Consider the following 22608-nt stretch of genomic DNA (forward strand, 5'->3'; position numbering starts at 1 on the left):
GTGACCCCGCTCACATGCCTACGTTGCAGATCGGCTCCTCGCCACCTCGGGATACAGGAGAACCATCTGATGAAGCACCACCTCCGCGCAGGGCTCACGGTCGCCGCCGGCGCCGCCCTCTGCCTGCCCCTGCTGACCGTGACCACCGTCGCCACGGCGCACGAGGGCCACAGCGACTCGGCCGCGCCACCGCCGTCCAAGCAGTTCCAGAAGGTCACCCTCAACGACCGGCCGGGGGAGCCGCTCGACCTCGCCGTGCTGCCCGACGGCGACGTGCTGCACACCACCCGCGCCGGCGTGATCTGGCACCACGACGCCCAGACCGGCACCAACCGCGTCGCCGGCCGCATCCCGGTCTACCTCCACGACGAGGAGGGGCTGCAGAGCATCGCCCTCGACCCGGGCTACGACGGGAAGAAGAACACCTGGGTCTACATGTACTACTCCCCGCCGCTCGACACCCCCGCCGACGACGAGAGCACCGCCTCCATCAACGAGGGCGACGCGCCGGAGACGGGCACCAAGGCCGACTTCGAGCGCTACGACGGATTCCTGCGGGTCTCGAAGTTCCGCTTCGTCGACGGCCAGGTCCAGCTCGGCACCGAGCGCAAGGTGCTCGACGTCCCCGTCGACCGCGGGATGTGCTGCCACGTCGGCGGCGACATCGTCTTCGACTCGGCGGGCAACCTGATCCTGTCGACCGGCGACGACTCCAACCCGTTCCAGTCCGACGGCTACGTGCCGCTCGACGAGCGCGCCGACCGCAACCCCGCCTTCGACGCCCAGCGCACCGCGGCCAACACCAACGACCTGCGCGGCAAGATCCTGCGGATCACCCCCAAGGCCAAGGGCGGCTACACCATTCCCAAGGGCAACCTGTTCCGCCCCGGCACCCCGAAGACGCGCCCGGAGATCTACTCGATGGGCTGGCGCAACCCGTTCCGCATCGAGATCGACCCCGAGACCGACAACCTGTGGGTGGCCGACTACTCGCCCGACGCGAAGAAGTCGAAGGCCGGCCGCGGTCCCGCCGGCCACGGCAAGTGGGCGGTCGTCGACGGGCCCGGCAACTACGGATGGCCCTACTGCGCCACCGCCAGGATGCCCTACAACGACTACGACTTCGCGAAGAAGAAGAGCGGCAAGAAGTTCGACTGCGCGGCCCCGGTCAACACCTCGGTGCACAACACCGGCAAGCGCCGGCTGCCGCCGGTGGAGCAGCCGGAGGTCTGGTACTCCTACGGCAAGTCCAAGCAGTTCCCCCAGCTCGGCAAGGGCGGCATCGCCCCGATGGCCGGCCCCGCCTACCAGTTCGACCGCAAGCTCACCCGCGGCAAGAACCCCGTCGCGTGGCCCGAGCGCTACGACGGCACCCCGCTGTTCTACGAGTGGACCCGCGACTACATCAAGGGCATCCACGTCGACGGCACCAAGGTCGGCATCGAGGACGTGCTCCGCGGCTTCGTCGTGGACAACCCGATGGACATGGAGTTCGGCCCCGACGGCGCGCTCTACGTGCTCGAGTACGGCGACGGCTACTTCGCCGAGAACCCCGACGCGCAGCTCGCCCGCATCGACTTCGTCGGCAAGGGCGGCAACCGCAGCCCGATCCCGAAGATCACGGCGGAGCCCACGGCCGGCCGTGCGCCGCTGACGGTGGCGTTCAGCAGCAGGGGCACCAAGGACCCCGATGGGGACAAGTTGCTGCGCTACGCGTGGGACTTCGACAGCGACGGCACGGTCGACAGCCGCAAGCGCAACGGCACCTTCACCTACACCCAGGACGGCAGCTACCGCGCCTCGCTGAGGGTCACCGACAAGGGCGGCCGCTGGGCCTCGGCCGACGTCGACGTCACCGTGGGCAACCAGGCGCCGGAGGTCGAGTTCGTCACCCCGGTCGAGGACCAGGCGTTCCGCTTCGGCGACACGGTGTCCTACGAGCTCAAGGTCACCGACGACGAGCCCGTCGACTGCAGCCGGGTCACCGTGACCTACGTGCTCGGCCACGACACCCACGGCCACCCGCAGTCCACGGCCACGGGCTGCTCCGGATCGCTGGTCACCACGGTGCCCGGCGGCCACGACCCGGCCACCGACGACCTCGCCGCGGTGTTCGTCGCCGAATACACCGACACCGGCTCGCAGCCCGGCCTCAGCGGCTACGCCGAGGTCGTGCTCGACCCGGCCGGCTGACGCAGAGCCCCGAGAGTCCCCCCGACAAACCAGGAAGAAGGCTCAGATGTGTTTCGGATATGACGGCGACGCCGCCCTGCGCGAGTCGCTCGAGAGGAAGGGCGCCAGTCGGCGCGGCCTGATCCGCGGCGCCGCGGCGGGCGCAGCCGGCGCCACGGTGCTCGCCGGGAGCCCGGCGTTCGCCGGGAAGCCCGGGCGTCACCCGGGCAAGGGCCGCGGCCACGACCACGGGCGGCAGAGGGAGGTGCCGACCGACCTGATCAGCATCCAGCTCTACACGCTGCGCGCCGCGATGACGGATCGGGCGGCCATCCTGCGTCAGCTCGACCAGCTGGCGAAGTTCGGCTACGAGCGCGTCGAGCGGGCGGGTCTCTACCCGAAGGAGACCGGCCTCGACACGGCGGCCAAGCTCAAGGCGGAGTTCGACGCCCGCGGCATCTGGGCCTCCTCGAGCCACGACGGGATCAGCACGGTCGACGGCGACGCCACCCGGCTCGACCCGGCCAAGCTCAACAAGAAGCTCGACGACGCCAACACGTTCCGCCAGAAGTACATCGTCGTGCCCTACCTCAACTCCACCAGCAAGGCCGACTGGCAGCGGTGGGCCGAGCAGATGAACACCGAGGCCGCTGCGGCCAGGCGGCGCGGGCTGCGCTACGGCTACCACAACCACGCCCACGAGTTCACGATCGACCTCGGCGGCGGCCTGACGCCGTGGGACATCCTCACCAGCGAGCTCGACCGTAGGCTGGTCCACCTCGAGGTCGACCTCTACTGGGCCTACACCGGTGGCGTGAACACCGGGGCGGCCGACCCGCTGCGGTTCGCCATCGACGTCATCCGCTCGGCGCCGCAGGAGGTCCGCCAGTACCACGTCAAGGACCGCCACGGCGCCGACGCCGCCGCGCTCTACGAGGAGGAGCCCGGCGACATGGCCGACCTCGGCCTCGGCGTCATCGACTTCCCGGCCATCTTCAAGAAGCACCAGGCCGAGGAGTACATCGTCGAGAACGACACCCCGGACTTCCACCCGGCGGCGACCGCCAACACGGGGTTCCGCTACCTGGAGGGCCTGCAGTTCTGACCCGACAGCCATCCTGACGCGCTCGGGCCCCACGTCCCGCCGACGTGGGGCCCGTGCCGTGCCCGAGCCGCCCCCCGGGCCCCACGGGGCCGCCCCGCGAGCGCCGGGGAGTGGCGATCTCGGAATGTGGCGCTACCGTTGCGGCGCTGAGCAACATTGCAGCAGCGCACATCTTGAGGGAGCGAACACACGTGGCAAAGCTCGTCATCGTCGAGTCCCCGGCGAAGGCCCGCACCATCGGCGGGTACCTCGGCCCGGACTACGTCGTCGAGTCCTCGATCGGTCACATCCGTGACCTGCCCAACAACGCCGCCGACACCCCGGCCAAGATCAAGGACAAGCCCTGGGGCCGGCTGGCCGTCGACGTCGACAACGGCTTCGAGCCCTACTACGTCGTGCCCCGCGACAAGAAGAGCCACATCGCCAAGCTGAAGAAGCTGGTCAAGGACGCCGACGCCCTCTACCTCGCCACCGATGAGGACCGCGAGGGCGAGGCCATCGCGTGGCACCTGCTCGACGAGCTCAAGCCGCCGAAGGGCCTGCCGGTCCACCGGATGGTCTTCCACGAGATCACCAAGCCCGCGATCCTCGCCGCGGTCGAGAACCCCCGCGAGATCAACGACGACCTCGTCGAGGCCCAGGAGGCGCGCCGCATCCTCGACCGCCTCTACGGCTACGAGGTCTCCCCGGTGCTGTGGAAGAAGGTCATGTCGGGCCTGTCCGCGGGCCGCGTGCAGTCGGTGGCGACCCGCCTGGTCGTCGACCGCGAGCGGGAGCGGATGAAGTTCCGCGTCGCGTCCTACTGGGACCTCGACGCCACGTTCGACGCCGGCACCGGTCACGACCCCCGGATGTTCCCCGCCAAGCTCCACAGCGTCGACGGCGTGCGCGTGGCCCGCGGCGCCGACTTCGACAACACCGGTGAGCTGAAGGGCACGTCGGAGCGCGTCCACCTCAGCCGCGCCGACGCCGAGGCGCTGGCGGCCGGCCTGGGCGAGGCGTCGTACGCCGTGCGCTCGGTCGAGTCCAAGCCCTACCGCCGCTCGCCGTACGCCCCCTTCCGCACGACCACGCTGCAGCAGGAGGCCAGCCGCAAGCTCGGGATGAGCGCCAGCGTGACGATGTCGGTCGCGCAGCGGCTCTACGAGAACGGCTTCATCACCTACATGCGCACCGACTCGACCACGCTCTCGGGCGCCGCGGTGGGCGCCGCGCGCGACCAGGTGCGCGAGCTCTACGGTGCCGAGTACCTCCCCGACTCGCCGCGCACCTACGCCTCCAAGGTCAAGAACGCCCAGGAGGCGCACGAGGCGATCCGGCCGGCCGGCGACACGTTCCGCACGCCCGCGCAGACCGGTCTCTCCGGCGAGCAGTTCCGCCTCTACGAGCTGATCTGGATGCGCACCGTCGCCTCGCAGATGAAGGACGCCGTCGGCAACTCCGTCACCATCCGCATCGGCGGCGCCGCCGCCGACGGCCGTGACGTCGTCTTCAGCTCGAGCGGTCGCACGATCACCTTCCACGGGTTCCTCAAGGCCTACGTCGAGGACATCGACGACGCCTCCAAGCGCCGCGACGACGCAGAGACGCGACTGCCCAACCTCACCGAGGGCGCCGGGGTCTCGGCGGCCACGCTGACCCCCGAGGGCCACGAGACCAAGCCGCCGTCGCGCTACACCGAGGCGACGCTCATCAAGGAGCTCGAGGACCGCGAGATCGGCCGCCCGTCGACCTACGCCTCGATCATCGGCACGATCCTCAACCGCGGCTACGTCTACAAGAAGGGCACCGCGCTGGTGCCGGCCTGGCTGGCGTTCTCGGTGGTCCGGCTGCTGGAGGAGCACTTCCCGCGCCAGGTGTCGTATGAGTTCACCGCCGACATGGAGGACGTCCTCGACGACATCGCCAGCGGCCGGCGCGACCGGGCCAGCGAGCTCGCGGAGTTCTACTACGGCTCCGGCGACGTGACGGGCCTCAAGACGCTGGTCACCGAGCTCGGCGACATCGACGCCAAGGAGATGGCGACCTTCCCCATCGGCGACGGGATCGACCTCCGCGTCGGCCGCTACGGGCCCTACGTCGAGGGCCCGGCGCCCGAGGACGGCGACGGCGCGCCGGTGCGGGCCAACGTCCCCGACGACCTGCCGCCCGACGAGCTGACCGTGGCCAAGGCCAAGGAGCTGCTGGCCAACCCGGCCGGCGAGGAGCAGGTGGTCGGCAACCACCCCGACACCGGCCTCCAGATCGTGGCGAAGAACGGCCGCTTCGGTCCCTACGTCACCGAGGTGCTGCCCGACGACGCGCCCAAGTCGGCCAAGCCGCGCACCGGCTCGCTCTTCACGTCGATGACGCTCGACACGGTCACCCTCGAGCAGGCGGTCAAGCTGCTCGACCTGCCCCGCATCGTCGGCGTCGACGACGACGGCACCGAGATCACCGCGCAGAACGGTCGCTACGGTCCCTACCTCAAGAAGGGCACCGACTCGCGCTCGCTCACCAGCGAGGACCAGATCTTCGACATCACCCTCGACCAGGCCAAGGCGATCTACGCCCAGCCCAAGCAGCGCGGCCGCGGTGCGGCCACCCCGCCGCTCAAGGAGCTCGGCAACGACCCCGTCTCCGGCCAGCCCGTCGTGGTGAAGGCGGGCCGCTTCGGCGAGTACGTCACCGACGGTGAGTACAACGCCACGCTCCGCAAGGACGACACCGTCGAGTCGATCACCCTCGAGCGGGCGGCCGAGCTGCTCGCCGAGCGTCGCGAGCGCGGTCCGGCCAAGAAGGCGGCCAAGAAGGGCGCCAAGAAGGCACCCGCCAAGAAGACCACCGCCAAGAAGACCACCGCCAAGAAGACGGCGGCCAAGAAGACGACCGCCAAGAAGACGACGAACAAGGCCGCCGAGACGTCCTGAGGCCCCCGCACGGGGGGTGACCGCGCGCGCTCACGGACGTACCGTCTCGAGATGGCCTCCCGCCAGCGCGGCCTCGCCACGGCCCTCACGACCCTGCTCGCCCTGCTGGTCGCGCTCGTGGTCCCCCTCGCGACGGCGACGGCGCCTGCGGGGTCGGCCCCGCGGTCGCGCACGACGTACGACGTGCTCGGCGACTCCTACGGGTCCGGCTACGGGGTGCCGCCCTACGGTGCGTGCGGCCGCTCGCAGTCGGCCTACGGCGTGCTGGTCGACGGTCGCGCGCGGCTCGACCTCGACGACTTCGTCGCGTGCGCCGGCGCGACCGCCACCTCGCTGGTCGCGGGCGGGCAGCTCGACGCCCTCGACGCCGACACCGACCTCGTGCTGCTGAGCATCGGTGGCAACGACATCGGGTGGTCGTCGGCGGTCGTGGCCTGCTTGGGCGGCTCGGACGCGGCGTGCGCGGGTGCGCTCGCGGTGGTCCGTGGGCGCGTGGTCACCCAGCTGCCCGCCCTCCTCGACAGCCTCTACGACCGGATCGAGGCCGCCGCGCCCGGTGCCCGGGTGATCGTGACCGGCTACCCCCGGCTGTTCTCCCCGGAGCACGGTGCCTACCTCGGCGCGAGCCCTGCCGAGCAGGAGGCGCTCAACGAGGGCGCCGACCTGCTCCACTCGGTCATCGCCGCCGCCGCGCGCTGTCACGGCTTCGACGTCGTGGACGTGAGGTCGCGCTTCGTCGGCCACGGGGTCAACGCGCCCGACCCGTGGATCCTGGGGCCGGCCGACCCGGGCGCCTTCCACCCGACGCTCGCCGGCTATGAGGCGTACGCCGGCGCCGTGACCGCGGCGATCAAGCCCGGCCGCCACCGCTGACAGCGCGCACGTCATTCCTCGGTCTCTGGTGCGCGGCCCGGCGCTGCTGGTTGGGTGGGGCCACGGTGGGACGCGTGACCATGGGGGGATCGCGCCACCGTGGACGGAAGTGACGCCATGACCACCACATCTCGCACCTCCCGCACCTCCCGCACCTCCCTGCTCGCCGCGCTCACCCTGCTCCTGGGCCCCCTCCTCGTGGTCCAGGCGTCCGCGCCGGCCAGTGCGGCCGTCAGCGTGTTCCCGGTGCCGACCAGCAACGCCGGCCTGGGCCGGATCACCACGGCGCCGGACGGCACCATGTGGTTCGTGATGCGCGACGCCAACAAGGTGGGACGCATCACCCCGGGCGGAGCGATCACCGAGTTCCCCCTCGGGCCGACGACGGTCGCCGGCGCGCGTGTCATGGACCTCGACGTCTCGCCCGACGGCAGCGTCTGGGTGGTCCACGACCAGGGGTGGAAGGCCACTCGGCTCGACCCCGCGACCGGGGGCCTCGACGTCTACGACCTGGGCGGCGAGCCGTACGGCGGCGCCGTGCGCGTGGGGCCCGACAACGCGGCCTGGATCACCATGAACTACGACGAGTCCGGGATCGTCCGCGCCGTTCCCGGCCAGCCGGTCACCTGGGCGGCCAACGCGCCTGAGTGCAAGGACCTGCTGGGCGAGGCCACGGACGGCGCCATGTGGTGTCAGGGAGCCGGGCTCAACACGTTGGTCAAGGTCGGGCCCGACGCCAACAGCGGGGTGACCTACCCGCTTCCCTCGGACACGACCTACCCGATGGGTCTCGCGGGCGGGCCCGTCGGCTCGATCTGGTTCACCCGCAGCACCACGCCCGGGCTCGCCAACCCCGCCGACGGATCGGTCGGATACATCGACCAGGCCAGCGGCGCCACGCAGATCTGGCGGACGGGGTCGCGGTCCGCACCGCACGACATCGTCCGCGGTCCCGACGACCAGATGTGGTTCACCAATCGCGGCGCGGCACCCGGCATCGGCCACATCTCGGCCACCGGTGTCGGTGCGATCAGCTCGGTCGGCAGCTACCAGCCGACCTCGCTGACCTTCGGGCCCGACGGCGCGATCTGGTTCACCGACGAGACCACCAACGCGATCGTGCGGGTCACCACCGACGAGCTGCAGACCACCGACGTCGACCTCGGTGACGGGGTCACGATGATCCCGCCGACCTCGCCCACCTCGGCCCGCCCGGTGGGCAGGCTGCCCAAGGCCAAGGGCGTCACCAAGGTCAGGCGCGGCAAGGTCGCGGTGCGCGTGGCCTGCCCGACGCGGGCAGCGGGCGGGTGCGCCGGCAGGGTCGGTCTCGAGCTGGCCAAGGGCGGCACGGCGATCGCCCCGAGGAAGGCGTACCGGATCGAGGCGGGGCGCACGAAGACCGTGACGGTGAGGCTGTCCCGCAAGGGGATGCGCTCGCTGCGAGCCGGGCTCGTCGTCAAGGTGCGCGTCGAGCTGACCGCGCCCGGATCGAGGAAGGTGCAGGCCTCGCGCACGATCAAGGTGCGCCGAGGCTGACCCCGGAGCTGTCCCACCCCGCCCGTAGGGTGTGCTGCGTGAGCGCAGGCGTCTATCCGGAGACCGGGCTCTTCGTGTGCTTCGAGGGCGGCGAGGGGGCGGGCAAGTCGACCCAGTCGCGGCTGCTGCGCGACTGGCTGGTGGCCCGCGGCGAGACGGTCCTGCTGACGTACGAGCCCGGCGACACCCCCGTCGGCAAGGAGCTGCGGCGCATCGTGCTCGACCCGGCCACCGGCGAGCTGTCCGACCGCACCGAGGCCCTGCTCTACGCCGCAGACAAGGCCGAGCACGTCGACCAGGTCGTGCTTCCCGCGCTGGCGCGCGGCGAGGTCGTCATCACCGACCGCTACGTCGACTCCACGCTGGCCTACCAGGGCGCCGGTCGCACGCTCGAGGTCGCCGAGGTCGAGGCCGTCGCCCGGTGGGCCACGGGCGACCTGCGCCCCCACCTCACCGTCGTCCTCGACCTCGAGCCGGAGGCCGGCTTCGACCGGTTCACCGAGCGCGACCGGATCGAGGCCCAGTCGCTGGAGTTCCACCAGCGGGTGCGCCAGGGCTTCCTCGACCTCGCGGCCGCCGACCCCGACCACTACGTCGTGCTCGACGCCCGCGCGCCGGTCGACGAGATCGCCGCGCGCGTCCAGCAGCGGGTCACGCCCCTCTTGGGACGCCCGTGAGCACCGCGACGGGCACCGTGTGGTCCGACCTCGTCGGCCAGCGGCCGACGATCGAGGTGCTCCAGCGCGCGGCCGCCGGGCACGGCATGACCCACGCCTGGCTGTTCACCGGCCCGCCCGGATCGGGTCGCTCCAACGTCGCGCGGGCGTTCGCGGCGGCGCTGCAGTGCGAGCAGCGCACCGGCTGCGGCGAGTGCGAGGCCTGCCGCCTCGGCCTGCGGGGCTCCCACCCCGACATCACCTGGGTCAAGTCGGAGACCTCCGTGCTCTACGTCGACGACATGCGCGACCTGGTGCAGTCGGCCGCCAAGTTCCCCGCCATCGGCCGCTGGCAGATCGTCGTGATCGAGGACGCCGACCGGCTCGGCACCCCGGAGAATCCGCGCACCGGCAACGCGCTCCTCAAGGCCATCGAGGAGCCGACGCCCAAGACGGTCTGGCTGCTCTGCGCGCCGACGGTGCGCGACGTGCTGCCCACGATCCGCTCGCGCTGCCGCACGCTGACCCTCGCGACGCCCGGCACCCGCGACGTCGCGGCGTTCCTGACCCGCGACGAGGGCATCTCCGAGACCATGGCCGGCTTCGCCGCGCGCGCCAGCCAGGGCCACATCGGCCGGGCGCGCGCCCTGGCCCTCGACGAGCAGACCCGCGCCCGGCGGCGCGAGGTGACCAGCATCCCGGCCCGGCTGACGTCGCTGGGCTCGTGCATGACCGCGGCGACCAGCCTCGCCGAGCTCGCCAAGGCCGAGACCGAGGCGATCACCGCCGACGCCGAGCGCCGCGAGCTCGAGGAGCTGCAGGCGATCTTCGGCAGCGAGCGCAAGGACACGACCAGCCGCTCCTACCGGGCCGCGCTCGGGGGCCTGGAGAAGCTGCAGAAGCAGAAGGCCAAGCGCCGCGTGCTGGACGTGATCGACCGGGCCCTGATGGACCTCGTGTCGGTCTACCGCGACGCGATCGCACTCTCCGTCGGGGCGCCCGGCCTGCTGGTCAACGAGGAGCTGCGCGACGACGTCGCCGTCCTCGCCCGGGCCGCGTCGCCCGAGGAGCTGCTGCGCATGATCGACGCCATCTTCACCGCCCGCGAACAGATGCTGGAGTTCAACGTGCCCCCTCAGCTGGCGCTCGAGTCCATGACCGTCGCCCTGCGCCTGCCCGGGGGGCGCTGATGCGCAAGGCGCTCGCCATCGTCGCCGTCATGGCGCTGGCGCTGACCGCGTTCGTCGCGGTCGGCCTGGCGGTCCAGGGCACCCCCGACTCGTCCGACGCGCCCGCCGCCCGGCCCACGCCGTCGCCGACGACCCCGCCGCCGGCGAGCGTGACCGAGCCGCCCGCGCCCGACCTCGCCGACTTCTACTCCCAGCGCATCGACTGGCAGCCCTGCGCGAGCAACGACGACCACGAGTGCGGCCAGCTGACCGTCCCGGTCGACTACGCCGACCCGCAGGCCGAGACGATCGACCTCGCGCTGCTGCGCGTCCCGGCCCGCGGCGCGCGGGTGGGCTCGCTGGTCGTCAACCCCGGCGGGCCCGGGGCCCGCGGCACGACCTACGCCGCGGCCGGCGGGCAGGTCTTCCGCGAGGCGCTGCTCGACGCGTTCGACATCGTCGGCTTCGACCCGCGCGGGGTGGGCGAGTCGGCGCCGGTCGACTGCCTCAGCGACGCCGACCTCGACGCCTACCTCGGTGCCGACCCGACGCCCGACACCGCCGCCGAGCGCGCCGACTACCGCGCCTCGGTGCTGGCGTTCGGCGAGCAGTGCGTGGCGAGCTCCGGCCCGGTGGTCGCCCACGTGACCACGACCGAGGCCGCCCGCGACATGGACGTGCTGCGCTCGGCGCTGGGGGAGGAGCAGCTCGACTACTTCGGCGCCTCCTACGGCACCAAGCTCGGCGCGACCTACGCCGAGCTCTTCCCCGAGCGGGTGGGCCGCTTCGTCCTCGACGGCGCGGTCGACGTCTCCCTCGACGCCAAGTCGCTGGCGCTCGAGCAGGCCGCCGGCTTCGAGACCGCGCTGCGGGCCTACGTGCAGAACTGCCTCGACACCACCGACAACTGCTTCCTCGGCGACACCGTCGAGGAGGGCCTCGCGACGATCCGCGACCTCCTCGACCGCATCGAGGAGGAGCCGCTGCCGGCGGGCGAGCGCGAGCTGACGGTGGGCAACGCCTTCTACGGCATCATCACGCCGCTCTACAACCGCGACTACTGGTTCCTGCTGAGCACGGCGCTCGCCTCGGCGCTGGACGGCAAGGGCTCGGCGCTGATGACGCTCGCCGACGCCTACGCCTCGCGCAACCCCGACGGCAGCTTCGCCGACAACTCGGTGGAGGCCAACTACTCCATCAACTGCCTCGACGACCCGACGTCCGTGCCGTTCGCGCAGGTGCCCTCGCTGTACGAGGAGTTCGAGGAGGCCTCGCCGACCTTCGGCCGGGTCTTCGCGTGGGGGATGGCGACCTGCAGCGGCGTCGAGGTGGCGTCCAGCGAGGAGCCGCTGGACATCCGCGGGGAGGGCGCCGCCCCGATCCTGGTGCTCGGCACGACCCGCGACCCCGCCACCCCGTTCGAGTGGGCCGAGGCCCTCTCCGCCCAGCTCGACTCCGCCGTGCTCGTCGAGCGCGACGGCGACGGCCACACCGCCTACAACGCCGGCAACGAGTGCATCGACACGATCGTCGAGGACTACCTCATCGACGGTGTCGTGCCCGCCGACGGCACGACCTGCTGAGGCCCCTCGCCCGAGGACCTTCGGCCCTACGTCCGGGACCCGGCCCTGCCTAGCGTCGGGGGATGGCGACCGTCGAGGCCCGCTGCCCCCTGCGCCCGGGCGACACCTGCTCGCTGTGCGTCCCCGGGACCACCGGGCCGCAGGACTGCCCGACCGTCGCCGAGGTGATGCGCGACCCGGCGCTGCGCGTGCGGCTGGCCGAGCTGCGGCGCGAGGCACGCGCCGCAGCCCGCTGAGGCGGCCGGTCGGGCCGGCCGCCGGGCCTCAGCCCTCGAGGGCGGCGTCGAGGGTGATGTCGACGGCGGCGAGCGCCTTGCTGACCGGGCAGCCGGCCTTGGCCTTCTCGGCCGCGTCGACGAACCCGGCCTCGTCGAGCCCGTCGACCTCGCCGCGGACGGTGAGCTTGATGCCGGTGAGCTTGAACCCACCGTCCTCCTTGTCCTCGCCGAGCGAGACGTCGGCGGTGACCTCGAGGGACTGCGGGGTGCCGCCGGCCTCGGCGATCAGCGCGGAGAGCTGCATGGCGTAGCAGGAGGAGTGCGCGGCCGCGATGAGCTCCTCGGGGCTCGTCGTCCCGCCTGCGTCCTCCGCGGCGCGCTTGGGGAAGCTGACGTCGTAGGTGCCGACGCCGGAGCTGGTGAGCTCGACCTGGCCGGAGCCGTCCTGGAGTCCGCCGTTCCATGCTGTGCGTGCGGTGCGAGTGGGCATCGTGCCTCCGAGAAGTGGGGGATGGGACAGTCCCTCGAACCTAGCCGGTGCGCCCCACCCGTGATTCGGTGCGGACCGGCCGCTTCCGTATACTCGCCCGCGGTCCACCGAGCACGCTCGGCGGGCCGCGCCGCCTTAGCTCAGTCGGTAGAGCGAGTCACTCGTAATGACTAGGTCGTCGGTTCGATTCCGACAGGCGGCTCTGACTCCCCCGGGGACCCGAGACCCTGGGGGAGTCTTCTATTTCCGGCGGAGCCTCTGCGCCGCACAGACTCGCGGCGGGTGGCTTCCGAGGGCATGCGCGGGGGCATGGCTCCCGACCGGCAGAACCACGCGTCCACCGAAGGGCGCCCGTTCCGCCCAGAATGACGCGACCAGGAAAACGGCCGATCGAGGTTGTCACAGATTCATCGACGAGCGGCACCGACCGGGCCTCAGCCCCCGGGGTAGAACCGATCAGCACAGAACTAGCGGTGTTCGCCGGTGGGGCACTCCTTCGAGTGTTCCAGCAGGAGCGGCTTGGAACGCGTGTCGCGCGGCCTCCAGTTCTGCCACTGCTTGAGTCGATAGCACACCGCCTTCGGGCGCGCCTGATCTCTGGCGCTCAAGACCCAATCCTCATACATAGGCGAGATGTCATTGGCGCGCAGGCGGAGCTTCCGCGCCTCGCTCACCGCTCGCTCGAGTTGTGCGTCCGCCTCCTCGAAGCTGGCCGCTGCCTTGCCCGTGCTCAGCGCTCGAAGGTGCTGCTTCGCAAGTGATCGATGTGCTCGCGCCGACGCGAACAAGAGCATGGGATCCGCTTCGCGAACGGCTAGGCCTCGAGAAGCGGCGTGCACAGCTCGGCTCCAGTCTCCCTTCTCTCCTTCAATCCTCGCCCAAGCTAGAAACATGCCTCGGTCCTTGTATCCAAGGTCCGCCGCCCGGGAGAACTGTGCTCGCGCGTCGACAGTTCGGCGTGGTCTCCAAGCGACGTAAGCCATCCCCAACATGGCAAGGAGATGCGCATCGTCGGGGGTTCGGACGAGCGCCCGACTGAGTAGTTGTTCGGCTTCGACGGTACGGCCAGCGTTCAGCAGTAGACGCGCCTGCCTAGCCGTGTCTCGGGTGACTGCAGCCTGCGAAGCGGAGGGCCCCTTGCCCTCGATGGCATCCACGGCGTTCTGTAGTTGAGCCTCACGTGGCGAGCCCCTGAGTTCTGACCGCACTAACACAGCAAGATTCCCGTCGATCGCGAAGCGAGGGGTTTCATCATCCAAGCTGGGCGCCACTACCAAGTACAGCTGCTGAAGCTCATCCGTCGCCCCGGCCACAGCGAGTTCGCCCATCGCCAAGACCCTTGCGAGCTCGACCGTAGTCATCGGCCTGCCTGTGAGCGCGAGGGCCTCCAAGGCTCGCCTGGCGCCCGCCGACAGCATGTCCATCTCCCGCTGCAGCGCATACCTCCGCACCTCGTTGCCATCGTGGGCCTTCCAGTCGGCAATCACCTTGCTGACCTCGGACTGCCCCTTCCTTACGGCGGCCGCGATCAGTCGAATGAGGTCTCCCATGTAGAGCGGCGACCCTTCGCAAGCTTCCACGATCCCAAGTCGATCCTCCGGCGACAGTTCGGCGGGATCAAGACCGGTAGCACGCCACCTCTTGTCGATAAACTCGATTGCATCGGGCACGGCCAGACCCAGGATCTGGGTTGCTGTAGCCCCCATGCCGGCGAACTTACGACGACTGGTAAGCAGGACCTTGCTAGCTGTGGCTGGGGCCTCCAGGGTGACGAACTCGACCACGTCCTCGCGCTCTTCATCGACAGAATCCAAGTCGTCGATCACGAGAAGTACGGGCAACTCGTTAAGCATGGCGAGGACCTGTTCCTGCTTCTCCGGCAGAGGAAGGTCTTGGGACGCAAGGTCGCCATAGTCCAGCAGAATTCTGTCTAGGCACTCTTCGAGGGTTGAGAAATCAGGTGTGGGGATGTCCACGACCTTGTCCGTGGCATAGCGGCGACGCTTGGCACTAAGCCAGAACGCACCGCAAAGTGACGCCGGAGCATTCTCTAATACCTCAGATGCGAACGCGTAGGCGATTGCGGACTTACCCTTGCCACCATCGCCCACCAACATCCACCGGTTTCTACGCGGATGACTCAGCCAAGCCCTCAGTTGCGCCATCTCGTTGCCTCGACCCACAAATTCCTGAACGACCGTTTCCGCTGACGGGAGCGTGTCGTCCAGAGGAGCGACGGAGCCCAACTCGAGTGGGCGAGCGGCCCGTTCATAGAGTTCCGCTAGGACGCCCTCAAGCTCAGGCACACCTTCGGCCGTCTCAAGTCGTTTCAGCACGCGCAGGGCTGCGTCGACCGCTCGGATAGCGTCAGCCGGCTCGATCTCCCTGGTGCCCGGGTGCGCTGCGGGGTCGCGTGCGTTCTTGACCTCCTGGGCCCACTGCACAAGCTGGGACTTGCTCGCGTTGGCGTGTAGACCTCGCCATCGGTCCGGAACCAAAACGTCGTAGTGGTGCTCGATTAGCTGCCTGAACACACCAACGTCCAGGAAGTCGAAGTCGTCCTCGCGCTGCCTGACTACAGCCCCGCGCGCCTCAGATGCGCTTGCCTTGTCGTGAAGCGCATCCCACGTCCCCTGGCCAAGCGACTTACGCAGTTTGTCCACCGCTTGGTCTGCGTACTCGACAACTAGACAGGATCTGACGTGCCCGACCACCGCGTTCCTGAAGTGCAAGAAGACCGCCTCGTATACGAGGACATCCGTAGGCGTATATGTGTAACCGGGCATCGGCACTTCCCCCATGCGCATCGCTCGTTGACTCGTGGTACCGCACCCGCACCCTACGACTCCACTCGGTCGCCGGCGTATTGATCACCTTGGCCCGCAGCTTCTAGCACCTCAGCGGCAAAGCCCGCTTTGCCGCTGAGGTGCCTATCGCGACCCGTCTTCGCCGTCGTGACTGGTGATCAGTCCAAGTTCCGATGTAAGGGCCAAGTCGAACGTCCTGCGGCGCGCCACAGCCGGGGACTGGCACTTTGGGGAAAGGATCAGTTCGTGGATGCCGTGACAGCACCTGACTCGACGACTAGCCCCAGCCAAGTCGACAAGGTTGACCCGCCCCCGCCAGCGTCGACCACAGTGGCCGGCGGACCGACCTGGTTGCGAGTTACCTTGCGTATCGCGGCGCTGGCAGCCATTGGCGGTGCGGCAGTCATCGTGCTCTGGGGGCCAGCCACGACAGAGTGCCAAACTACGAACGCCACGGTCGAGAAGGACCAGTCGACTAGCGAGAAGCAAAGCAAGTCGTGCGACGAAGTGCGGCCCGACGTCGTTGACGTGCTGCCGCTCATCGCGCTCGCGGGGGTTCTACTTCTTGGTGAACTCGCGGAGGTGTCCATCCCGGGCCTTCTCACGCTGAAGACCCGCGTCGAGGAGCAGGAGGTCCGGCAAGAGCGGCTCGAGCGAGAGTTGCTAGAGGTCAGAGTCACAGCATCGCAAAGCCAGTCCGTAGTTAACCAAAACTACTGGCCGGACTCTGCCTACCAGAATCCTCAAGAAGCAAGTCGTTCCGCCCACAAGAAGGCAGATGCCGAAGGGGCGGACGAATCGCTACATGACGACCTAAGGGCTGCGCCGTCGGAGTCCCCGGACTCGGCAGCCCTCAAGTACCGCGTTCTGGAAGCGTATGAGCGGTTGTCTCCGTTTGTGTTCATCGCCCAAGACCTGCAGCGCTTGCCAGCGGAACAGATCTACCGCCGTATGCCCCCGCCGTACCGTTCCGTTCTCGAGCGCTTGAGTCCGGCGGATTTGGACCGCCTCATGGAGTGGTTCAAGCGGTTCAGGCGCGAGATCGACTCGGTCCGGGCCGTAAGGAACAGCGTTGCGCACCCCCCAGCGTTGGTAACTGAGGCCGACCTCAACGCCACTCTGGATACGCTTCAGACACTCACCCGAGAGCTGGAACGTCGAGGACTTGTATCCTCCGAGTTCGACCTCTGAGGGCCGTCCGCGTCCAGGCGCCGCGTAGGCGGGTCGCCTACATCCGACTCAGAATCTCGGATTTCTTGGCCTGGAACTCGTCTTCAGTCAAGATGCCAGCATCTCTGAGTTGACCGAGCCTCTGAAGTTGGTCGATCGGATCCGGATAGGACGGGGCTTGCCCGGGCACTTGTTCGGGCGTCGCGCTGTTTGTGCTCTGCTGCATCGGGGAGACGCCCTCGTGCCGCATCGTGTTCTGGTTGCGCTGAATCGCGAGCCGGGCAGTATGTGCGGTCTCGTTGATCGCTCGCTGCCCCTCCCGAAAGTTTGGGATGTCCTCTAACGCAACAAGCTCCACCCGCGTGGGTCGCTGGATGTGGACTACAACGGTGCCAACACCGCGAGCCTTCTGAGTCATAGATTGACGGACGTCAACGTCGAGGAGTGCCGATACCGGAACCTGTTGGGAGTCGGTGCGTAACGTGCCCTTCTCAAAAAACAGATAGTGGGCAGTCAGCTTGTACTTCCCAGCACCGATGCCGGTGATGGGCTTCCCTACGGCTTGCCAAATCGCGTCCGGGTCTCGATCGGGAGTGGTGGATGTCTGGTCCATCTCCGGTCGGAATCGGTCCGTCCACTTGGTCCCGTCCCAGTACCGATGGCCCCCCGCGCTGGGATACCAGCCAGCCTGCGGCGTGTTTGCTTCGCTCATGGGCTTCTCCTCGCGGTCGGTGGGCTGCAGACGCTAGCCCTTTGATCGCCCTCGTGTGCGACGAACCCGCGGCGCAACGACAGGTATTAACGCCATTGATCGCCTTTAGGATCCAGTCGCCCAGGGATTGTCACGGCTCATCGAGTCACCCGGCCCCTCGGAGGAAGGCCTTCGCATCAACCGCCCCATTCCGCCGCCTTCGCAGGGCATCGCGGTTAGCCCTTACGAGTCACGAGGGCGCGCCGCCGACCCACACATGGGGTCACTCGTCGCAACTCGGACAGAGGCCGGTACTCGATAGCGCGTACGAGAAGCATCTTTGGCAGATCGCTGCCTCTGCTTCCTCGCGAGGTCCCTGTCTCGACCCGGAGTCCTGGCGAGTCGACAGAGGGAGAATCCAACCTCCGTCGTCTGGAAGGACGCCTTCAGGGAGGGTCGAAACACGCCCCTCGTGCCACCAGAGATATCCCGCCTCTATGTACATCAGCGCTTTGCCGTACTTGTCGGTGGCTCGGATGTAGGAGTTGGACTCGGTCCGCCAAAGGTATGCAGTTTGGTCCCGGAGTCGATCCAACTCTGCGCTGACGACCTGTCGGTCGTAGTCCGTCCAGCGGCGGTTGTAGGCGATCGCATCGGCCCGCGTTGCTGGCGTTCCTCTGGTTTCACGCGGGTACTGACGGGCGCTCGGTTCAAAGTCATGGGCCACGCACCCATCTTGCTCGTCCAAGCTCGAAGCGTCACGGATTAGCGACTCAGACGGCGGACCGGCGACAGTCCGCCGCGTACTAGGGATCTGTGGCGGGCTCCGCTGGCTCCACCGCGATTCAATTGACGCGTCCAGCGGATGTCGGACTGATTCTTACGAAGCGCAACGACGAGGACGTGACTCCGTTTGAATTGAGGCTCACGTCTCGTCTGGAGTCTTCATGTCCAAGCACCAGCCCTACTCGCGCCTGGAGTTCAGGCGGCGGCTCAAGGCGTGGATCCTGCGCAACGTGAAGCTGGTGGGCGCCGTGACGGCCGGCCTAATTGCATTGATCGCCCTCTTCGTGGGCCTTCTGCTGCTCGCAGCGCCGGGTTCCCGCTTGACGTGGTGGCTACTGGGGGCCGTGCCAACGGCAATGGTGGCCGCGTATCTGCACCTCATTCACACCGCCTTCATCGCGCACGACGCCGAGGCGATCTGGCACGTGAGGGGCGCGTGGGGAGAGGACGACACGAGCGACGAGCTGCGGCGGGCCAAGAGGAAGAAGGTTGTGTGGGGCTGGGTCGACAGCCTCGAGCTGCCGGTCGGCGACATTGATCATCTGGTGGTGACACGCCGAGGCGGCTTGGTCGCTGTGGATTCGAAGTGGCGCAGCCGCATCAACGACGCGGCCGAGATGGCGCGGGCAGCACAGAAGGTGCGTCTCCGAGCGGAAGCCTTGACACGCGACCTGCTCAAGGGCGACTCGCGCGGAGCCAGGCGCGCGAAGGTCAATCCGTTGAGCGTTAGGGCGGTCGTTGTCTTGTGGGGGCCCGCCCAACACGGCGTTCCCGAGGGGGTGACCGTCGACGGAATCGAATTCATAGCCGGCAGGAACTTCGTCGCCTGGCTGCGGCGACTCGACGGTCACACCGTCGACCAAGCGGCAGCAGATGACATCGTTGACCAGTTGGAGGCTGGGCGCTTCTCCGCCGAAGCAAAGGCTGGGGCAGCCCGACCGTAGGGCCGTGACGGCTAGGGCATTCCTCCGCCTGCCGGCTCCATGCGGACCGGCTCCCGCGGCTGCGGCGTGTCAAGTGATCCCTGTTGTTGCCTGGTCAGATTCGAGCGATGACCCTGACGGCAGTCGGATCCATGTCATCGTGAAATCATGAGCTCTACGACCTTCGAGGCACACGGGTACGTGATCGATCTCGAACGGCTTTACGAGGCCATGTACGACCTTCGGGTAGTCGAGGGTGACCAAGTTGTGTTCAACGGCAGCCGAGATCAGGTGCGCGGCAAACCCATGCGCGCGATGAAGCGTCTTCTGCACGACCTGTTCGAGGTACCGGCGACAGACAACTACCACTACACCGGGAACCGCGTTCGCACAGCCGCCAAAGAGCATCTTGAGTCTCTCGGATGGGCCACAAACGAGCCCCGAGGCTCGGCAAAGTACATCTTGCACAGAGAACTGGACGGTCGCACGTTTCTGCTGATGTGGAACCCAAGCCGAGGCTTCCTCTGGCCCGAGCGCTCAGAAGTCTTGCGACAGACAAACGCGGGGCATGCTGTCCCAGCAGATTGGTCTGTGGGCCGTCGGACGTTCGGCTTCTCAGTCGGCGATGTCGTCTACTTGATGCGCCTAGGAGATGGTCCGCGGGGGATCGTGGCGAGCGGGTCAATCATCGACCCGACCGTCCGCCGCGCGGCGCACTGGAACGGCGAGAAGGACAAATTGGCCAACTACGTCGGTCTGGCATGGGATCGAGCAGTCGACGACAGCGAGCTCCTTCCTGAGAACGTCCTGCGCAGTGAGATACCGAAGTTCGATTGGGCTCCGCAAGCGGGTGGCGTTCAACTCGACGCTACCGTCGCGCAGACCCTCCTCCGCCTCTGGTCGGGTCTGGCGCCAAATCCACCTCTCGCTGACCCGACGGATAGAAGGCAGGCCCGAGAAGCTGGCTACATCGCCGACGCAGCTGTACGGACCGCAATCGAGAAGCACGCTGAGCGAATCTGCGCCGAGTACTACGAAGACGAGGGCTATGCCGTCGACTTCGTCGGCGCGTTTAGGTCCTACGACATCCACGCCGTGCACAGGATCACCGGTGAAGTCCGACATGTTGAGGTGAAGGGTTCGTCAGGCCGAGGCGAAGCCGTCGAACTCACATCTGGCGAGGTGGACCACGCCGTCACCTACCAGCCGACGGACCTCTTCGTTGTTGCGCAGATCAACTGGCGGGTCGACCGGACACAGGTACTGTCCTCGGGCGGGATCGCAACGCGGCACTCAGACTGGCTTCCCGCTCCGGACGACCTGACTGCAGTCCGCTTCAGGTACCGAGTGTCCGAGGACGGCGATGTCGTTTAGTACTAACAATCGTGCCGCGTCACGCCTGTGCGTCTTACCGCCGCGTGTCGGCGCCGGGAGAACATCCGGATCTGATGGGCGGACCACTACCTGTCGAAGGGTCCCGGCACCGAATCCACTCGCTGGGGAGCTCAGCCAAACAGCTCGCCCAGCCAGTGCTCCTTCTTCTTGCCGCGGTACCCGCTGGACCCCTCCGAGCGACGGTCACGATCGTCGGAGGTGGCTCGCGTGGGGTTCTGCACATCGCGGGCCGGTGCGGCGGGGGGTACGGCGGAACGCGACGCCTCCGCCTCCGCACGTTCGAGGATCTTGTCGAGCTCACCACGGTCGAGCCATACGCCCCGGCATTCCGGGCAGTAGTCGATCTCCACGCTGGCGCGCTCGCTCATGACCAGAGTCGTTGAATCGTTGGGGCACTTCATGGGAATCCTCCTTGGCACGGACAACTTCACTCAGACTAGGTCGGCATTGCGCGAGCAACGGCTCCGCTCCTCACACGCGTGGACCACCTCGCCTGGATCGGCCGCGACAGTGGCGTCACTCCGCCGCGAATGGGCCGTATGTCCAGAGTTGAGTCCAGGGGCATGTGTACGTCGGACCCGTCCTGAGGATCGCGGCCTGGCGCCGCGACGGCTATAGCGTGACTGTGAGAGTGAGTCCTTCTAAGCCGACGCGGTCTGGGGTGGGGACGGAGCCAGCACTCCGGCCGAACGCGCACAGCTTGACGCGGCGGCGATCCACGCCCACGCCCATGCGCAGCGCCCGTCGCGGCGCGGTAGGCCGCGGGCAACGCGTCGGGCGCCACCACGCAGCGCCGGTCGAGGCGTTCACGCGTGCGCACTCGATACCGCGCGGCCAGCCCCACTCGCCGGGCGACCCGCCGGCTCACCCCTTGAGTGAACGTTCACATTCCGCGTAACCGCGGCATCCGGACCCCTTGACCTCCCGAATGTTAGCGCTCACACTCGCAGCATGTGACACCAGTCACACGGGCGAGCAGCCCCTTTGATGTGGAGGAACGACAGTGGTGAAGAAGACCTTGGTCGCCGCGGCGGCGATCTCTTTGAGCACCTTCGCTCTGAGCAGTTGCGGAAGCGACACCGACGCGGCCTCGGGGTCCGACAGCGGCAGCGACGACGGCAAGATCACGATGGGATTCGCCCAGGTGGGCGCCGAGAGTGGCTGGCGCACGGCCAACACGAAGTCCATCCAGGAGTCGGCCGAGGCCGAGGGCGTCGACCTCAAGTTCACCGACGCCCAGGGCAAGCAGGAAAACCAGATCCAGGCGATCCGGTCCTACATCCAGCAGAAGGTCGACGTCATCGCCTTCAGCCCGGTGGTGGAGACCGGCTTCGACGCCGTCCTCCAGGAGGCGAAGGCCGCCAACATCCCGGTCATCCTGACCGACCGCGCGGTCGACGTGGAGGACACCTCGCTCTACGAGACCTTCCTGGGCTCCGACTTCGTGCTGGAGGGCGAGAAGGCCGGCGAGTGGCTGGTCGAGAACGCCAAGGACGCCGACGTGGACGGTGACGGCACCATCAACGTCGTCCAGCTCGAGGGCACCACCGGCGCCGCTCCGGCGATCGACCGGGCCGAGGGCTTCGCGTCCAAGATCGGCGCCGACGACACGATCGAGGTCACCGCCTCGCAGACCGGCGACTTCACCCGTGACGGCGGCAAGCAGGTCATGGAGTCTTTCCTGCAGTCCGACGACTCGATCGACGTCGTCTTCTCGCACAACGACGACATGGGCCTCGGGGCGATCGAGGCGATCGAGGCCGCCGGCCTCGAGCCCGGCAAGGACATCCAGATCATCACGATCGACGCGGTCAAGGACGGCATGCAGGCCCTCGCCGACGGCAAGATCAACTTCATCGTCGAGTGCAACCCGCTGCTCGGGCCCCAGCTGATGGACCTGGCCGCCAAGGTCCTCGACGGCGAGGAGGTCCCCGAGCGCGTCGTGACCGAGGAGACCACCTTCACCCAGGAGCAGGCCAAGGAGGCACTGCCCGACCGGCAGTACTGATCCGCAGCGCGGCCCGCGCCACCCGCGGGCCGCGCCGCCCCCCGCCCCCCGCCCCCGGGGAGCAGCACGGCATCAGCCCCAGAGGCCGGAGAGGCCCGGGAGGCCCGAGAGGAACGA

Annotated in this window: 18 protein-coding genes and 1 tRNA gene; 14 read left to right on the forward strand and 5 right to left on the reverse strand. The window is 68.5% G+C overall.

What is annotated here, in order from left to right:
* Positions 1–69: 69 nt before the first annotated feature.
* The 9 genes from AC54T2_RS06115 (at position 70) to AC54T2_RS06155 (ending at position 12239) form a co-directional block, all read left to right on the forward strand.
* On the forward strand, positions 70–2193 hold the full coding sequence (locus tag AC54T2_RS06115; protein WP_496665765.1) for a PQQ-dependent sugar dehydrogenase: 2124 nt from the start codon (positions 70–72) through the stop codon (positions 2191–2193).
* A gap of 46 nt (positions 2194–2239) precedes the next feature.
* On the forward strand, positions 2240–3277 hold the full coding sequence (locus tag AC54T2_RS06120; protein ID WP_496665766.1) for a sugar phosphate isomerase/epimerase family protein: 1038 nt from the start codon (positions 2240–2242) through the stop codon (positions 3275–3277).
* Positions 3278–3468: 191 nt separating this feature from the next.
* Positions 3469–6186 carry a type I DNA topoisomerase gene (gene topA, locus AC54T2_RS06125; RefSeq protein ID WP_496665767.1) on the forward strand — a complete coding sequence of 906 codons (2718 nt, stop codon included), beginning with the start codon at positions 3469–3471 and terminating at the stop codon, positions 6184–6186.
* 51 nt (positions 6187–6237) lie between these two features.
* On the forward strand, positions 6238–7059 hold the full coding sequence (locus AC54T2_RS06130) for an SGNH/GDSL hydrolase family protein (protein ID WP_496665768.1): 822 nt from the start codon (positions 6238–6240) through the stop codon (positions 7057–7059).
* Between the two features lie 117 nt (positions 7060–7176).
* The gene (locus AC54T2_RS06135) at positions 7177–8595 is read left to right on the forward strand and encodes a Vgb family protein (RefSeq protein WP_496665769.1); all 1419 of its coding nucleotides are present in this window, start codon (positions 7177–7179) and stop codon (positions 8593–8595) included.
* A gap of 38 nt (positions 8596–8633) precedes the next feature.
* A complete protein-coding gene (gene tmk / locus AC54T2_RS06140; protein ID WP_496665770.1) occupies positions 8634–9272 on the forward strand; it encodes a dTMP kinase in 639 nt (212 codons plus the stop codon).
* Positions 9269–10441: a DNA polymerase III subunit delta' gene (locus AC54T2_RS06145; protein WP_186339992.1), complete on the forward strand. Its 1173-nt coding sequence runs from the start codon at positions 9269–9271 to the stop codon at positions 10439–10441. Before tmk ends, AC54T2_RS06145 begins: the two co-directional genes overlap by 4 nt.
* Positions 10441–12003: an alpha/beta hydrolase gene (locus AC54T2_RS06150; protein ID WP_496665771.1), complete on the forward strand. Its 1563-nt coding sequence runs from the start codon at positions 10441–10443 to the stop codon at positions 12001–12003. The genes AC54T2_RS06145 and AC54T2_RS06150 overlap by 1 nt, the downstream gene beginning before the upstream one ends.
* 62 nt (positions 12004–12065) lie before the next feature.
* Positions 12066–12239, forward strand: coding sequence for a DUF6767 domain-containing protein (locus AC54T2_RS06155; RefSeq protein ID WP_186339994.1), 174 nt, complete (start codon positions 12066–12068; stop codon positions 12237–12239).
* Positions 12240–12267: 28 nt separating this feature from the next.
* Here AC54T2_RS06155 and AC54T2_RS06160 read toward each other — a convergent pair whose 3' ends face one another.
* Positions 12268–12711: an OsmC family peroxiredoxin gene (locus tag AC54T2_RS06160; RefSeq protein WP_489975575.1), complete on the reverse strand. Its 444-nt coding sequence runs from the start codon at positions 12709–12711 to the stop codon at positions 12268–12270.
* Between the two features lie 129 nt (positions 12712–12840).
* Between AC54T2_RS06160 and AC54T2_RS06165 the strand changes: the two genes are divergently transcribed.
* Positions 12841–12913, forward strand: a tRNA-Thr gene (locus tag AC54T2_RS06165).
* Between the two features lie 265 nt (positions 12914–13178).
* Here the strand turns inward: AC54T2_RS06165 and AC54T2_RS06170 are convergent.
* Entirely contained in the window at positions 13179–15512 is a 2334-nt protein-coding gene (locus AC54T2_RS06170) for an AAA family ATPase (protein ID WP_496665772.1), read from the reverse strand.
* Positions 15513–15764: 252 nt separating this feature from the next.
* On the opposite strand from AC54T2_RS06170, the gene AC54T2_RS06175 reads away from it, so the two are divergent.
* Positions 15765–16709, forward strand: a complete 945-nt coding sequence (locus tag AC54T2_RS06175) for a hypothetical protein (RefSeq protein WP_496665773.1) — start codon at positions 15765–15767, stop codon at positions 16707–16709.
* 37 nt (positions 16710–16746) lie between these two features.
* On the opposite strand, the gene AC54T2_RS06180 is transcribed toward AC54T2_RS06175, so the two are convergent.
* The gene (locus AC54T2_RS06180; RefSeq protein WP_496665774.1) at positions 16747–17400 is read right to left on the reverse strand and encodes an SHOCT domain-containing protein; all 654 of its coding nucleotides are present in this window, start codon (positions 17398–17400) and stop codon (positions 16747–16749) included.
* A gap of 926 nt (positions 17401–18326) precedes the next feature.
* Between AC54T2_RS06180 and AC54T2_RS06185 the strand changes: the two genes are divergently transcribed.
* Together AC54T2_RS06185 and AC54T2_RS06190 are read left to right on the forward strand one after the other, a co-directional pair.
* Complete coding sequence (locus tag AC54T2_RS06185) at positions 18327–19109, forward strand: nuclease-related domain-containing protein (protein ID WP_496665775.1); 783 nt, start codon at positions 18327–18329, stop codon at positions 19107–19109.
* A 147-nt stretch (positions 19110–19256) separates the two neighbouring features.
* Positions 19257–20462, forward strand: coding sequence for a protein NO VEIN domain-containing protein (locus AC54T2_RS06190; protein ID WP_496665776.1), 1206 nt, complete (start codon positions 19257–19259; stop codon positions 20460–20462).
* Between the two features lie 131 nt (positions 20463–20593).
* Here AC54T2_RS06190 and AC54T2_RS06195 read toward each other — a convergent pair whose 3' ends face one another.
* Positions 20594–20884 (reverse strand): TFIIB-type zinc ribbon-containing protein, encoded by a 291-nt coding sequence (locus AC54T2_RS06195; protein ID WP_186341900.1) that lies wholly within the window; start codon positions 20882–20884, stop codon positions 20594–20596.
* Between the two features lie 562 nt (positions 20885–21446).
* Entirely contained in the window at positions 21447–21611 is a 165-nt protein-coding gene (locus AC54T2_RS06200; protein WP_260988511.1) for a hypothetical protein, read from the reverse strand.
* Between the two features lies 1 nt (position 21612).
* Here AC54T2_RS06200 and AC54T2_RS06205 point away from each other — a divergent pair, with 1 nt between their 5' ends.
* Entirely contained in the window at positions 21613–22491 is an 879-nt protein-coding gene (locus AC54T2_RS06205; protein WP_496665777.1) for an ABC transporter substrate-binding protein, read from the forward strand.
* Positions 22492–22608 lie beyond the last annotated feature (117 nt).

This window comes from Nocardioides sp. Z35_8, assembly GCF_059621125.1.